This window comes from Collinsella sp. An2 (assembly GCF_002160065.1).
In the GTDB taxonomy this organism is placed as follows: Bacteria; Actinomycetota; Coriobacteriia; order Coriobacteriales; family Coriobacteriaceae; genus Limicola.
On sequence record NZ_NFJW01000004.1, the window covers coordinates 114,539 to 129,735 of the forward strand.

General features: G+C 64.3%; 8 protein-coding genes. 5 read left to right on the top strand and 3 right to left on the bottom strand.

Annotated features, from left to right (window positions below):
- Positions 1-4: 4 nt before the first annotated feature.
- Together B5F33_RS04270 and B5F33_RS04275 are read right to left on the bottom strand one after the other, a co-directional pair.
- Positions 5-2,260, bottom strand: coding sequence for a glycoside hydrolase family 2 TIM barrel-domain containing protein (locus B5F33_RS04270; protein ID WP_087410557.1), 2,256 nt, complete (start codon positions 2,258-2,260; stop codon positions 5-7).
- 141 nt (positions 2,261-2,401) lie between these two features.
- Positions 2,402-6,670 carry a M60 family metallopeptidase gene (locus B5F33_RS04275; protein WP_087410558.1) on the bottom strand — a complete coding sequence of 1,423 codons (4,269 nt, stop codon included), beginning with the start codon at positions 6,668-6,670 and terminating at the stop codon, positions 2,402-2,404.
- A gap of 691 nt (positions 6,671-7,361) precedes the next feature.
- On the opposite strand from B5F33_RS04275, the gene B5F33_RS04280 reads away from it, so the two are divergent.
- Complete coding sequence (locus B5F33_RS04280; protein WP_087410559.1) at positions 7,362-7,577, top strand: hypothetical protein; 216 nt, start codon at positions 7,362-7,364, stop codon at positions 7,575-7,577.
- Between the two features lie 468 nt (positions 7,578-8,045).
- Entirely contained in the window at positions 8,046-8,867 is an 822-nt protein-coding gene (locus B5F33_RS04290) for a DNA/RNA non-specific endonuclease (RefSeq protein ID WP_087410561.1), read from the top strand.
- Between the two features lie 4 nt (positions 8,868-8,871).
- Here B5F33_RS04290 and B5F33_RS04295 read toward each other — a convergent pair whose 3' ends face one another.
- Positions 8,872-9,705, bottom strand: a complete 834-nt coding sequence (locus B5F33_RS04295; RefSeq protein ID WP_087410562.1) for an ATP-binding cassette domain-containing protein — start codon at positions 9,703-9,705, stop codon at positions 8,872-8,874.
- A 95-nt stretch (positions 9,706-9,800) separates the two neighbouring features.
- Between B5F33_RS04295 and ilvA the strand changes: the two genes are divergently transcribed.
- The 3 genes from ilvA to ilvB all read left to right on the top strand — a co-directional run bounded on the left by ilvA (position 9,801) and on the right by ilvB (position 15,197).
- Entirely contained in the window at positions 9,801-11,021 is a 1,221-nt protein-coding gene (ilvA, locus tag B5F33_RS04300) for a threonine ammonia-lyase (RefSeq protein ID WP_087410563.1), read from the top strand.
- A 394-nt stretch (positions 11,022-11,415) separates the two neighbouring features.
- Positions 11,416-13,080 (top strand): dihydroxy-acid dehydratase, encoded by a 1,665-nt coding sequence (gene ilvD / locus B5F33_RS04305; protein WP_087410564.1) that lies wholly within the window; start codon positions 11,416-11,418, stop codon positions 13,078-13,080.
- Entirely contained in the window at positions 13,077-15,197 is a 2,121-nt protein-coding gene (ilvB, locus tag B5F33_RS04310) for a biosynthetic-type acetolactate synthase large subunit (protein WP_343215921.1), read from the top strand. The genes ilvD and ilvB overlap by 4 nt, the downstream gene beginning before the upstream one ends.

Here is a 15,197-nt window from a genome sequence, read left to right on the forward strand (position 1 = left end):
AGCGTCAGATGATACTGCATGCGGGCGTCTCGAAGCCGCAGGGTGCGGCGACGGGCGCGCGCGACGGGCGCGGTGCGGTCGGTGCTTTCAAGCGCGTGTTGGATGGGCGCGGCTCGGTTGGCGCCCGCACGTGAGCGTGCGCACGCGACCACATGCGGCCGGGCGCCAACGCGGGCGTGCTACGCGGTGCCCCGTCTCGGCGCAGCTTGTTGACGCGTCGGTCGTAGGTGAGGATGCCGTTGAGCTCGTCCTCCACGTCGGAGAGCTGGGTGTATACAGAGCCTGCCAGTCCTTCGCGCGCCAGGAGGTCCACCTGTGCCAGCTCGCGCTCCACTGCCTTGCGCCATGCTTCGATAGATGGGTAGTTGCCGTAGCCGTATCCAATAGGCGATGCGCTGTGGCCCGGAACCAGCTGGGTGAGTCCGCCGAATTCCGAGAGCACGAAGGCGCGGCCTTCGGTGTCGCGGACGGCGGTAAGCGGTCGGAAGTAGTTGTGGTGCGAGAGGTAGTCGCCGCACCGCTGGTCGTACCAGCCGCTTGTAGCGTCGATGGGTCGTGTGGGGTCAAGCTTGCGCACCATTGTGCACGCCCGCCGCGCATCAAATTGGCCCCAGCCCTCGTTGAAAAGCACCCAGGTCACGATCGAGGGGTGCCCGGCAAGCAGCCGAATCACCTCGCGGCAGCTCGCCGTCCACTCGTCGCAATAGGCCGCATCGTCGGACGAGAGGGCGGCGCGGTGGCGGGGCGTGTCGTCTCGGAAGCGGTTCCACGATGCCTGGAAGAGCGTCGGCTTGCGGCTGGTGTGCCAGGGGCTATAGGCACCGCCGCCCGAAACGGCGTCTTGCCATACCAGCATGCCCAGGCGATCGCAGTGGTAGTACCACCGTCGGTTCTCAATCTTGATGTGCTTGCGCAGCATGTTGAAGCCGGCTGCGCGCATCGAGGCGATGTCGTGCACGAGGGCCTCGTCGGCGGGCGCGGTCATGAGGCCGTCAGGCCAATAGCCCTGGTCAAGCACCCCTTTGATGGTCAGCGGCTCGCCGTTCAGGAAAAAACGAGGGATACCGTCGGCGTCCTTCTGGATGGCGATCGTCCGGAAAGCGCAGTAGCTGCGCGCCGTATCGATTGCGGCGGCGCCTGCGCGGGGCAGCAGCTCGGCGCGCACATCGTAGAGGCACGGGTCGTCGGGCGACCACAGGCGAGGGCTGTCGACGTGAAGCGTGCCAAAGACGTGATACCTGCGCGGCCGGGTGCTAGGCATGGTGCCACGGAGCGTGTCGAATGAATCCTCAATATGAAGGAAGTTTTCGGCGGGGGAGGATGCCTCGTCCGAGAGGGCTGCAAGCGGCAACGTGCCCTGCGCGATGGCGGTCCTGTCGGGCGTCTGCAGGGTGAGGCGCAGCGCAGCGTCCTGCTCGTCTAGGGCGTCGCGCGTCGCATCGATGACCGTCGCATCAACCGTAAGCGTGCCGTCGGCGGCACCTTGGAGCGTGAGCGCCGAGATGTGGGCGGCTGGGACGACCTCAAGCCAGACGCTTTGCCATATGCCGCTTTGCGCGGTGTACCAGATGCCGCCCGGATGGAGTCGCTGCTTGCCGCGGAGCTGCGTTCCGGCGTCTGAGGGGTCGTAGACGCAGACCGCAAGCGTAGCGATGCGGGCGGCGGCGTTGTACGTAGCCGAATCTGCGCCGGCAGGGGCGGCCGATACGCCGGCAGGGAACTCGGCAGCCTCGGTGATGTCGATGTCGAACGGCAGATAGCCGCCCTGGTGTGTGGCGACGAGCCGGTCGTTTACGTAGACGGCGCAGATCCAGTCGACAGCCTCCAGGTGGAGGATGAACCGTTCGCCTGGCGTGGTTTCTGGCAGCTCGACGTCGCGGCGATACCACAGAAGCTCGTTGGGTCTAAGTTGACGCTTCACACCGGAAAGCGGCGCCTCAGGCGAGAAGGGGACCAGAATGCGCCCGTCCCACGCATGCGGTTGCGCTGCTTGCGATACGGTCTTTATCGCTTCAGAGGCAGGTAGGGGCGCCGAGGTGTCGTCTGCCTCCGGGGTGTTTGAGCGTCTCGATATCGGAACGATGGCGTAGTCCCACCAGCCGTTGAGCATGGTGTAGTCTGCGCGCTGCAGCGTGGGGCATGGATGCTCGGGCAACACGCGCCCGGGGTCAAGGGCATCGCCCCAGGGGGTCGTGAGCGGAATGAGCTCATCGCGCTCATGTGCCTTTGCACTTTTTAATACTCGTATGAGATCGAGCATGTCGCACCGCCTTGCGTCGACGCCATTGCATTCCCATCATGCTAGGGCAAATGGGCCGGCTGCGACAGGGGATGGGCCGGGGCCGCGTTGCGCAAGGGTTCGCAACGCGGCCCACGTACTGCCTTGGGCCTGTGTTTTGGCCTAGCGCCTGCGAAGGCGGGCCGCTATGGCAGCGCCTGTGAAGGCGAGGACGGACCCGAGGACGGCGACGAATGCGGACAGGTGCGAGCCGTCTCCCGTCTGGGCGAGCGTGCCGCCGGCGGGATGCGCGGCGTTGCCGCCGCTTGCCGCCGCGTCGTCGACATCCGGAGTTGTGCCCGTGCCTTGGTTGTTGGTGCTGCCCGCGGGGTCGCCTGCGCCGTCGCCATTCGGGCCGTTGGTTGAGCTTCCGCTGCCGTCGCCGTCAGGCGTATCCGGCTGACCTTCGGACCCATCGCCGGGCTCACCGTCCGTGCTGCCGCCCGGTTTGCCGCCCTCGGGCTCGTTGCCCGTGTTGCCTCCCGGCTGTCCATCCTCGGGTTCGTCGTCGGAATCCTTACCGGGGTCGGTGGAGGGTTGGTCGCTGTCGCCTGGCACGCTCTCGTCTTCTGTGTCGTCAGGTGTGCCGTTTACGTCGCCATCTGGGCTGCCAGGGCCTTCATCCGAGCCGCTGCCAGCGCCCGTGTCGTCGTCGCCACCAGCGTCGTCGCCGGGCTCGCCGTCACTGCCGTTGTCGCCACTGCCAGAACCATCGCCATCTCCTGAGCCGTCGCTGTCGCCAGCATCCGAGCCGTCGTTGCCCCCGCCACTTACCGAGTCGTCATCCTCGTTGTCGGATCCAGGCTCTTCGCCAGCGCCCGCGTCGCCGTCGCCCGACCCGCTTCCGCCCGCGTCGCCGTCATCGTTATCGGAGCCATCTTCACCATCTCCCGTCTCCGGAGTCTCGGCGTCTTCGCCTTCATCCGGCAGCTCGCTGTCAACGCCGTCGATGCGTCCCAGATTGCTGGGATTTAGCTCCACGTCGTACGCAACGACGCGGTAGGACGTCAGGTCGTCGGCGCCTCCGTTTCCGTCGCGTTCACCGTCCTCAACCATCTCATCAACAGCCACCGAGAACGACCCCGTGCGCGAGAAGCCAACCAGTTTATTGCCTCGATAGAGCTCGTAGGCAGTCGTGGAGCGCCCGAGCTCGTCGGTCGCCATCTGCGCTGTGATGTGCACCGTTCCCGCTTCGACCTGTGCCGTCACCTGGGGTGTCACGGCCTCTGTATACGCGCCCGCCCCGTTGATGACGGCGGCGTCGGTATCCAGCGAGAAGTACTGCACTTTGCGGGGCATGGTGGGGTACTGCGCGCAATAGGCAAGCACCTCGGGCGCGAGGTCGCGCTGGCCCATGTCGTACAGGTATGCCGCGAAGTCGTAGCCCGTGCCCATGGTGAACGCCATGGCGATGCGATTGTAGCGGCGCACCGTATCGTCCGAAATGCCCGTGGTCGTCTGTTCGATGGCCCGCACGGCCTCGGCATCTCCTCTCAGCACGCGCATGCTTGCGCCATACGCGCCAAAACGCTGCACGTCGGAGGCCGTTGCGGGCGTATAGGGGCTTGCGTCGAAGTCATAGTCCGCGTAGTTCCAGGTATTAAAGAAGTGCAGGCCGTTCCACCAGGCCATAAGGTGCGTCCAAATGTAGGTCTCCCAGTCGCCTCCGTTGTACCAATCGGGCGTATAGGTAGGGTCTGCGGCCATGCGTGCGAGCTCGTTGTCCCAGCGGCGCGTCGCGGCAAGCGCGTTCACGTGGTAGTAGGCATCGGGCGAGAAGGCCACGCCGCGGGCGTTGGCGTCGGCGATGCCTCCGTGGCGCGACCCGGCGAGCGAATACAGGTTGTTGGTCTCCTCTGCGACCGAGATCACCGCGTTGTCCAAGCAGTGGCCGTACTCGTGCGACATGCCCCACCCATACATGGATTCACCGGAAAGAAACGAGGCCGCATCGCTTTCGGGCATGTGGAAGTAGCGCTCGAAGGCATACATGGTCGAGGGCGACCAAACGGTGCTCGTGAACGCTGTATGCACGCGCATGGGGGAGACGGCGTTGGGGCCGGATTGCTCGCGGGGGTCAAAGCCGTCGTATGCCCAGAAGAACTCCAGCCGCTGCTGGATAGCGTCGTTTGAGCGCTCGATATAGGCGATGGCGTCATCGCGCGAAGCAATGCCATCGTAGGCGGCGGCAAGCGCGGTCGCGCTGATGGAGAACTGCGCGTGGCCCTCGTCGCCCATCTGCAGAAGCGTCATGTCGGCGGCCTCGCCTGCATGTGCCTTGCTAGCGTAGTCGCGCAGCTCCTGGACAAAGCCCCAAAACGCCTCAGGTTTCGTGGGGTCGTGCTCGTAGAACGGATGGACGCCCAGGCTGTTTCCCACCACAGGTGCCGTTCCGGCCTCGATGACGTCGGCGCTTTCCAGCCGTGCGCGTGCCGGGTTGTCCTGAGCGTCGTTGCGCAGAAAGACCATGTAGCCGTAGCGGCTTTCGGTGAGGTCGACCGTGATGCGATTGAGGCCCGATGCAAGCTGAGACTTCTGGTGAAGGTTGAGCGACGTGTAGCTGTTTGAGTCGGTGCGCCCCGCCTGTCGCCAGGCAAGCGAGAGCTTGCTGGGGTCGGCGGCCTCCACGTACAGATTCAGGTCGTGCACCATGCCGGGCTTGAGGTAGTAGCCCGTGACATCGAGGTTGTCGAACGAGAAGACCTGCTGCGTGCGCTGTTTTTCCTCGGCGGGGGAGCCCAGCTGCGAGACGGACATCACCGAGTCCTCAATCGCGTCTCGGTTATCGGCAAGGTAGGTCGCATAGCGCTCCAACCGGTCAAGCTGTGCCAACCGCACCTCGTATTCGGGGGTGGGGGCGTTGGCGAAGTGCTCCTCAATGCGCTCGCGCATGGTCATAAAGACGCCGTCTACAAGCAGCTCGTCGCGCAGGGTGAGGCCCAGGTCGTCGGCAAAGGGCTCGTCAAGCCACGCAAAGACCTCGCTTGCAGCGTGGGCAAGCACGGCGATACGCTCGGGGTTATCCGGGTCGATGATGGCCGATACGGCCGCAACGGGGTCGGTGTCACTCAGCACCGAGAGACGCCCGATTGTGGCGCGCGCAACATCGCTGGAAGCGCACCGAGCAACCTCGCGCCCCTCTCCCCGGCGGTCCATGAGCACGATATTGAGAGGGTCTGTAATCGAGTGCCGTGCCAGGACGCTTTCGAAAACGAGTGTTGAGTTGTCGTGCAGGTATACGCGCTCGCCGTTCTCGAGGCGCGCCTGGTCGCCCAGGGTAAGCGTCGCCTGCGCATCGACCATGATGCCACAGGGGGTTTGCATGGAGTTCGCCCCAATGGCGCCTCCGGTGAATGCAAAGGAGCCGCCGGCAAGAACGTGCACCACGCCGTCGTTCGAGACGTTCGACGAGTTGCCCGATATGGTGCCACCAGTCATGCGGATGGTGCCTTTAGCCCAGACCATGGACTGCGAGTAGCTCGCGCGGTTGTTCTTAATGCTGCCTTCTCGCAGTTCAAAGGTGCTGCCTGCCTCAACGGCGACGGCGGTGTTGCGCATGGAGAACCCGTCGCGGATTTCGCCGCCGTCTAAAACAAAGGTGCCCGAGCGCACGTAGACGGCGCCCCAGGGCTTCCAGGAGCAATGGGCCCGCGCAATTGCTGTACCGGCGCGCATGGCGAAGGATGATTGGTCATACAGGGTCACGATTGCTTCGTCCGAGTCGGTATCGGTGCCGTCCAGCGTGAGCGCGCCGCCTGTCGACTCGAGTACAAGCGACGATCCTCCTCGGAGCCTGAACATGCCTGCGGCCTTGCCGTTTACCTGGGCAAAGGTGTCTGCTCGTGCGATGGTGCACTGGTCTGTTGCGCGCAGGGTGACCGCGCGTCCGCCATCGAGCTCGATTGGCTCGTTGATAAGCTGGTCGCTCGACACCTCGATGACTTCTCCGTTTTGCGCGGTGGCAAAGGCTTCAGCAAGGGTGGCGAAGCCCAGCTGCTCCCCATCGCGCACGATGGTGACCGTGTGGGTTATGACGGAATCCGCGCCTTCTTCAGAGGTGCCGGTGTTTGCGTTATCGGCGTTTTCAGTGGGATCGATGGTGTGCGCCTTTCCAGATGAGTGGGCGCCTTCTGGGATGTCGGCATCTGCTACCGGCTCTGATTCTGGGGCCATGGCGTCTACAAGCGCAGTATCGCTCTCGAAGATGGCGTTGGAGTCAGGTAACGTTTCCGTTGCCGATGCACTGTCGGTTGCAAGGGCGCTTTCGAGCGAGGCGTGTGCTGAAAGCCCGGCAGAGATTGATGGATGTTTGGCAGCGTCGATGCTCGCAGGGGCAAGGCTCACGGCGAGCAGGCCACCAAGGATGGCCGGTGCGATTCTGTTATGGGGCATGGTGTTTCCTTTCGCATCTCACGCTCCGTCGGGAACGTGGCCGCGCTGCGGATTTTGAGCGCGGGAGGCAGTAGCTGTCTAGGTGCGGTGTCGGTTATACCCCGCTGACAAATCGTCAATAGCGGATCATAGTCCGAATTCATACGTTCTGCAAAATCCTATCGAGCAGATAGGGAGAACTGCTGTTGCCGTAGATGCGTCAATGGGGTCCAGGCGAGCTGCCAAACGTGAGCGTGGGGCCGCGTCATGCACACTCGTTTCGGAAAAGGGCGTCCGATTCGGGAACCCTCGAGTAGCCGAGATATTTCTTCAAAGAAATCGCAGGTCAGAGCATCGCACTTTTTGGGTTACTCGGCGATTTCGGAAATGGACGCCCTTTTCCGAAACGACTGTTTTGAGACTGCTCGGATCGAGGACAAAATCCTGTAGGAAACGGCCTACATCGGTAAGGCTAAAGCTGCATACGAATATCAGGTCGCTCAAAACGCCGTCCTTAACACGCAAAGAGGCCTTTGAGCACCCCAGGACCCGGTCTGAGCTGACAGAGAATGGTTGCACATGGCTAACTAATATGTAATATATTTAGTAGCAATTATGGTTGAACTGCAGGCATGCGTTGACGCGGCCGCGCAGATGCGCAATCGGCGGTAGGGCGGGCCTGCGGCACAGCGATACCGATAGGAGAGGCCTCATGCCAGAGGTACGCATATGTAAGAAGTGCTCGGGCATCAAGCCGGGTGACCTGAAGGGCATCGTTAAGAAGAAAGATCGCCGCTGCGGATGTTTCGGGGCCTGTGCCAAGAAGCATCCCGAGCTCAAGGGGAAGTGCTACGTACGGGTGGGGAAGCGCCTGGTCGTTGCCGACTCAAAAAAGGAGTTGCTGGCCACCTTGGCAGAAGGGCTGTAGGCCGTAGCAGCGGCGCGCCGAGAATGCGGGTGCCGACTAGCCCCTCTGAGGGTGTGACGTAAGGTGCCATCCGCCACAGTAAGAGCACTTGTAGCAGCTGAGTCCGCGCCTGCCGTGAGCGGCGCAAGCATCTATAGCCGCCAGGGCATCCGCCCTGCTGTCGTAGCGCTTCTTCAATCCGCACGCCTTTTCATAGTGTGCTTCTTCCCGGCGGGCATCGAGTTCGTTTAGCCCACGGCGTCCGGCAGAGAAAAGCGCATCGAGGTCTCCCACATCGTGCATGAATTCGCTGCGCTGCCGTGCTCGTGCCTGGGGTTTTCTGCTGGTCACCGTGTCGCCGTCCCATTCGTGCGTCTATTACCGTCGTACTCTCAAGACTCATTATGCGGTGGAAGCACGCACGCTCGCAATCCCGCATCCGAGCCCTGCCCGCACGACGTGGCATACTGCACTGCAGGAGGTTACGTAATGAGGCAACTTCGCAAACGCATTTCGCTCGTGGCGGCGCTTGCTGCGGCGCTTATCCTGGCGGGCTGCTCGCAGCTGACGTCGGTCGTCGACCAGGTGACGGGCGGCCTTGTCCAACACGAGTATCCCGCCGAGGTATCCGAGGCGCTCGCGGTCCAGGGGGATGCCGTCCAAGACGTTGGGGACGGTTCCCCGTCGTTTACCGACGAAGAGATCGCCTATGCCTGGGAGCACCTGGACTATGAATCGTACAGTCCGCTCGACGCGCTGGGCCGCTGCGGCGCGGCGACGGCGTGCGCGGGGGCCGAGACCATGCCTGCCCCTGGGGAGGAGCGCGAATCCATCAGCGACATCCATCCGTCAGGCTGGCACAGCGTGAGCTACGACTGCGTGGAGGGCGGCAGCCTCTACAATCGCACGCACCTGATCGCCTGGATGCTCGCTGCCGAAAACGCCAACGAGCGCAACCTCGTCACGGGCACGCGCTTTATGAACGCCCAGCTTATGCTGCCGTTCGAGGAAGAGGTTGCGCGCTATATCGACGATACCGGCAACCATGTGCTGTATCGTGTGACGCCAGTGTTCGAGGGCTCAGAGCTTGTCTGCCGGGCCGTGCAGATCGAGGCTCGCTCGCTCGAGGACGACGGCGCCGGCGTCTCGTTCAACGTGTTGTGCCGCAACGTTCAGCCCGGTATCGAGCTCGACTATGCCACGGGCGATAGCTGGGAAGAAGGCACGTCATCTTGGACAGACAGCTGGGACGAGGACGCGTCGCACTGGTCCGACGACCTCGATTGGGAAGAGCTGCTCTCGGCGCTCTAGCGCGTTAGTAGCGTCCGCGCAGCGAGTACCAGCCGTGCGACTCGTCGACCTCAAGCGGCACGCCGAACAGCTCGCTCATGGTGTCGCTGCGCAGCAGTTCCTCCTTGGGGCCATCGGCAAAGATGGTCGCCTCCTTGATGAGGAGCACACGCTTGATGTCGGGGATGATGTCCTCGGGATAGTGGGTCACCAGCACCACCGAGCGGCCTTCGCTTGCAAGCATGCGCATGGTATCGCGCACGTGGTACATGCCCTCGGGATCAAGGCCCGTGCAGGGCTCGTCAAAGATCAGGACCGAGGGGTCGCTCATGAGTTCGCGGGCTACGAGCGCGCGGCGCACCTGCCCGGTCGAGAGGGTCATGACGTCGCGGTCGGCGATATCGGCGATGCCCAGCCGCTCGAGCGCATCCATGCCCTTCTCGCGCACCTCGGGCGTCATGTCGACATGGCGCGGCAAGCCCAGCGTGCCAAACATGCCGCCGCACACGATGTCGATGACAGGAAGATGCACGCGCACCTGGTCGTGCATGGTGGCGCTCACAATGCCCAGGCTGCGCTTGATATCCGAGAGCTCCGGGCGCGCGGACCCGCGAAAGCGCACGGGCGGCTCTTCGCGCCACAGCGGGAAGACCTCGCGTGTGAGCAGCTGGATGAAGGTCGACTTGCCGGCGCCGTTGGGGCCAAGCAGTGCCACATGCTCGCCCTCGGCAAGGTCGAAGCGGGGCACGTCGAGGATTGTCTTGCCGCCGCGCACCACGCGCGCATCGCGCAGCGAGAACAGCGGGGCCTGTTCGGCTCCTGTCGGCTCGTCTTCGCTTTGTCGCTCCTCGATTGCCATCGCGTTCAGCCTTCTCCCTGTATCGTCGGTTCGTGCGAATATGCTACGCTACTTTACTACACCAAAGCGGATAACGTGAGCAAAGGAAGTGTGCTATGCCCGAGATGCTAACGCTCGATGCGTTCGAACAGGCCTCAGAGAAGGTCAAGGAAGTCACCCAGAAGACCGAGCTCATCGAGAGCGCCCATTTTAGCCAGTCTACGGGCAATCGTGTGTTCTTCAAGCCCGAAAACATGCAGCGCACGGGCGCCTACAAGGTGCGTGGCGCCTACTACAAGATCTCGACGCTCACGCCCGAGGAGCTCTCGCACGGCCTTATCACGGCGAGCGCCGGCAACCACGCCCAGGGTGTGGCGTATGCGGCGACGCGCGCGGGCGCGAAGTCGGTCGTGGTCATGCCTACGACCACGCCGCTCATCAAGGTCGAGCGCACGAAGGGCTACGGCGCCGAGGTCGTGCTTTACGGCGACGTGTATGACGAGTCGTGCGACTACGCCATGAAGCTCGCCGAGGAACAGGGATACACGTTCATCCATCCCTTCAACGACCCGGTGGTCGCCACGGGCCAGGGCACAATCGCCATGGAGATTGTGCAGGAGCTGCCGCTTGTCGACACCATTCTCGTGCCGGTCGGCGGCGGCGGGCTCGCGTGCGGCGTGTCGACCTTCGCGAAGCTCTACAACCCCAAAATCAAGGTCATCGGCGTGGAGCCCGAGGGTGCGGCGTCGCTCACGCGGGCGCTCGAGGCGGGGCATCCGGTGAAGATCGATTCGGCAAACACCATCGCCGACGGCACCGCGGTGCTCGAGGTGGGCGACAAAGTCTTCCCGTACCTCCAGCAGAACCTTGACGACGTCATCACCGTGCCGGACGAGGAGCTCATCGTGTCGTTCCTCGACATGGTCGAGAACCATAAGATGATCGTCGAGAACTCGGGGCTGCTCACCGTCGCCGCGCTCAAGCATCTGCCTGCCAAGAACAAGCGCGTCGTGTCGATTCTCTCCGGCGGCAACATGGATGTCATCACCATGAGCTCCGTGGTGCAGCACGGCCTTATCGCGCGCGACCGCATCTTCACGGTGAGCGTTCTGTTACCCGACCGCCCGGGCATGCTCGTCAAGGTGGCCAGCGCCATCGCCGAGCAGAACGGCAACGTCATCAAGCTCGAGCACAACCAGTTTGTCTCCACCAACCGCAACGCTGCCGTGGAGCTTCGGGTGACGATCGAGGCCTATGGCACCGCGCACAAGGAGCAGATCATGGACGCCCTGCGCACGGCTGGTTTTGACCCGCAGCTGAGCCAGACGATGCTGTAGTCGGATCGTCCCAGCCGCCCGTCGGGTGAATCGGTGCTTTCGCCGAGAAAAGTGTTTCCTGCATATTTCGTCCTTGCTACCGATCGATGAACGGAGGATACTCCTGACTCAGCAAATGCGATGACAGGGCGAGTATCGGCCGGGCCATCCCACAGCGAGCAGGCGGCAGAGCTTCTTGGGCGCGAGTGCGCCCTCCAGGAGCAGTGAGAACCTGCGGTGGACGGTCGAGAACATACCCTCGAGCAGTGCGGCCGAACGCGTGCGTGGCCATGGGCGATCCCCATGCGACCGCGGGCGCCAACGTCGCGCCGGAGCCTCCGTGATAGGCATCGGGCAGCACGCCTGCCGTCTCGCATTTCATATCGAGGAAGCGCGAGAGGAAGCGAGGGCGTATATGCAGCTGCGAAGCGATGCCATCAAGAAGGGACTGGCGCGGGCGCCGCACCGAAGCCTGCTCAAGGCCGACGGGCTTACCGACGAGGAGCTCGACCGGCCGCTCGTGGCGGTCGTATCCGCCCAGAACGAGGTCATTCCCGGCCATATCCATCTTCAGCAGATCGCCGACGCCGTGAAGGCGGGCGTTCGCATGGCCGGCGGCACGCCGCTCCAGGTGAACACCATCGGCGTCTGCGACGGCATCGCCATGAATCACGAGGGCATGCGCTACAGCCTCACGAGCCGCGAGGTCATCGCCGACAGCGTCGAGTGCGTCATCCAGGGCCATCAGTTCGACGCCATGGTGCTCATTCCCTCCTGCGACAAGATCGTGCCCGGCATGCTTATCGCCGCCGCTCGCTTGAACATCCCCACCATGCTCGTTTCCGGCGGTCCCATGCTCGCCGGGCGCGATAAGTGCGGCAACCAGACCGACCTCAACAGCCTCTTTGACGCCGTGGGCCAGGTTACCGCCGGCACCATGACGACGGAGGAGTGCGCTTGGCTCGAGAACACCGCATGCCCCACCTGCGGCAGTTGCTCGGGCATGTTCACCGCCAACTCCATCTGCTGCCTGGCCGAGGCGCTCGGCCTCGCGCTTCCCGGCAACGGCACCGTGCCGGCCGTCTACTCCGAGCGCATTCGTCTGGCCAAGCAGACCGGTATGCAGGTGATGGACCTGGTCAAGAAGAACATCACGGCGCTGGACATCCTCACGCCCGCCGCCATCCACAACGGCATGGTGCTCGACATGGCCTTCGGTGGCTCCACCAACACCATGCTGCACCTCACGGCCATCGCGCACGCCGCCGGCTGCCCCATCACGATGGACGACTGGGACCGCGTCTCCGACGAGACCCCCAATATCGTGCGCATCGCGCCGGCGGGTCCGCTCCATATCGAGGACCTGAACGCCGTGGGCGGCATCCCCGCCATCATCGGCGTGCTGGGGCGTGCCGGCCTGCTGGACGAGACGGCCTGCACCTGCCACGGCTGCATGAAGGACTGGATTGCCCAGTGCCCGCCTGCCGACGGCGAGATCGTGCGTACGGTCGAAAACGCCTACTCGCCGGTGGGCGGACTCAAGGTCATGCACGGCAACCTGGCGCCCGACCGCGCGGTCGTGAAGCGCAGCGCCGTCGCTCCCGACATGATGCAGCATTCCGGCCCCGCCCGCGTCTTCGAGAGCGAGGAGGAGGCCTGCGAGGCCATCTTCGGCGGCAAGATCAACCCTGGCGACGTGGTAGTCATTCGCTATGAGGGCCCGGCCGGCGGTCCCGGCATGCGCGAGATGCTCACGCCCACGTCGGCTATCTGTGGCATGGGGCTCGACCACTCCGTCGCGCTCATCACCGACGGCCGCTTCTCCGGCGCGAGCAAGGGCCCCTGCATCGGGCACGTGAGTCCCGAGGCTGCGGCGGGCGGCCCCATCGCGCTTGTGCAGGAAGGCGACATCATCGATATCGACATCGAGGCGGGAACGCTTGACGTGCGCCTGACGGACGAGGAGCTCGAGCGCCGCCGTGCCGCCTGGCAGCCGCCGGCGCCCAAGTACACCACGGGTGTTCTTTCCCGCTATGCGAAGCTCGTTACCAGTGCCGATAAGGGGGCGTATCTCTCATGACCGATACCACTCAGGCCACAGGCCAGGCGTCGCCGCTCGCCGGCAGCCCACGCACGCCCGACATGCCCGACGACATCCGCCAGCACATCTGCTCGAGCGCGGTTTCTGCCGCGACGGGCTCGGGTACCACTCGCGCCGAGCGTCTGGCGCTGAAGGAGCTCGCCATTAGCGGCAAGCCCTTCGGCCCCGGCAGCAAGACCGAGCACGAGGGCGAGACCATGACGGGCGCACAGGCCATCATCGCGAGCCTCGAGGCCGAGGGGGTCGACGTCATCTTCGGCTACCCCGGCGGCCAGGCCATCAAGATCTACGACGCGCTCTATGACTCCAAGAGCATCCACCATGTGCTCGCGCGCCATGAGCAGGGCGCCGTGCACGAGGCCGACGGCTATGCCCGCGCCACCGGCAAGGTGGGCGTGGTGCTGGTGACGAGCGGCCCGGGCGCCACCAACACGGTGACGGGCATCGCCACGGCCTACATGGACTCGGTGCCTCTCGTGGTCATCACGGGCCAGGTCACGCGCGGCGTCATCGGCACCGACGCGTTCCAGGAGGCCGACATCGTGGGCATCACCATGCCCGTGGTGAAGCACAGCTTCCTGCTGCAGAGCAACGACGACCTCACGCGTACGTTCCGCGAGGCCTTCTACATCGCCTCGACCGGCCGCCCGGGCCCGGTGCTGATCGACGTGCCGTCCGACCTCGCCGGCGCCGAGATGGTCTTCCACTATCCTGACCAGGTGGACATTCCCAGCTATCGTCCCACCTACAAGGGCAACGCCAAGCAGGTGCGCCAGGCCGTCGAGCTCATTCGCACAAGCGAGCGCCCGGTGCTCATGGTGGGCGGTGGCGTTGTCTCCAGCCATGCGTGCGACGAGATCGTCGAGCTCTCCGAGAAGATGCAGATTCCCGTGGTCACGACGCTGCTCGGCAAGGCGGCCATGCCCTGCTCGAACCCGCTTAACCTGGGTCCCGTCGGCATGCACGGTTCCAAATACGCCAATATGGCCCTTACCGAGTGCGACCTCATCATCGCCGTGGGCGCGCGCTTCTCGGACCGCGTGACCGGCAAGCTCTCGGAGTTCGCTCCGCACGCGAAGGTCATCCACATCGACATCGACCCCGCCGAGATCGGAAAGGTCCGCGACCCGCAGGTGCCCATCGTGGGCGATGCGCGCAACGTCGTGGCGGCCATCAACGCGCGTCTCGACAAGGTGGAGGCACAGCCGGCGAGCCTGGCGTGGGTGCAGCAGTGCTTCGAATGGCGTGAGCGCTGGCCGTTCTACACTACCGATTTCGCTGACTATCCCGACCGCATCGCTCCCGAGGTGGTGCTCGAGCGTCTTTCCAACAGGCTCGACCCGCACAACAGCGTGGTCACGACCGAGGTCGGCCAGCATCAGATGTGGGCGCATCAGCATATTCATCGCGAGGAGTCGCGCACGTTCATCTCAAGCGGCGGCCTGGGCACCATGGGCTTCGGCTTCCCGGCAGCCATTGGCGCCAAGATCGGCCGGCCCGACGCGCAGGTGGTCTGCATCGCCGGCGATGGCTCGATTCAGATGAACATCCAGGAGATGGCCACGGCCATCGGCAACGGCGTGGCGGTGAAGGTCCTGCTCATCGATAACAACGCGCTGGGCATGGTGCACCAGTGGCAGCGCCTGTTCTATCACGAGCGCTACTCCTGCACCGAGTTCACGGCGAACCCCGATTTCGTGAAGCTCGCCGAGGCGTACGGCTGGGGCGCCGAGCGCATTACCCATCCCGACCAGATCGACGAGGCGCTCGACCGCATGCTTGCCTACGACGGCCCGTATCTCTTGGACGTCATCATCCCGACGGCGCAGACGGTCTATCCCATGGTTGCACCCGGCGCCGCCCTCGATGACATCATCGGCGCCATCGACGTGACGCTGGGCGGTGTGCGCGTGACGGAGAAGGGCATGAGCCCCGCCGGCTCCATGGGCGGTACCGTGGCCGAGCCGCTGCCGCTCAATGCGAAGACGGACGGAGCCTCGCGCGTGGCGGGTGCGACGAAGGTTTCCTCGGCAGACGCCGAGATGGGAGCCGAGGCCAAGCCTGCAGACGTGAGCGATGCGAAGGGAGGCGAGTGA

Coding starts and splice junctions, on each gene's coding strand:
- B5F33_RS04280 (WP_087410559.1), top strand. CDS start 7,362: ATGCCAGAGGTACGCATATGTAAGAAGTGCTCGGGCATCAAGCCGGGT.
- B5F33_RS04295 (WP_087410562.1), bottom strand. CDS start 9,705: ATGGCAATCGAGGAGCGACAAAGCGAAGACGAGCCGACAGGAGCCGAA.
- B5F33_RS04270 (WP_087410557.1), bottom strand. CDS start 2,260: ATGCTCGATCTCATACGAGTATTAAAAAGTGCAAAGGCACATGAGCGC.
- ilvA (WP_087410563.1), top strand. CDS start 9,801: ATGCCCGAGATGCTAACGCTCGATGCGTTCGAACAGGCCTCAGAGAAG.
- ilvD (WP_087410564.1), top strand. CDS start 11,416: ATGCAGCTGCGAAGCGATGCCATCAAGAAGGGACTGGCGCGGGCGCCG.
- B5F33_RS04275 (WP_087410558.1), bottom strand. CDS start 6,670: ATGCCCCATAACAGAATCGCACCGGCCATCCTTGGTGGCCTGCTCGCC.
- B5F33_RS04290 (WP_087410561.1), top strand. CDS start 8,046: ATGAGGCAACTTCGCAAACGCATTTCGCTCGTGGCGGCGCTTGCTGCG.
- ilvB (WP_343215921.1), top strand. CDS start 13,077: ATGACCGATACCACTCAGGCCACAGGCCAGGCGTCGCCGCTCGCCGGC.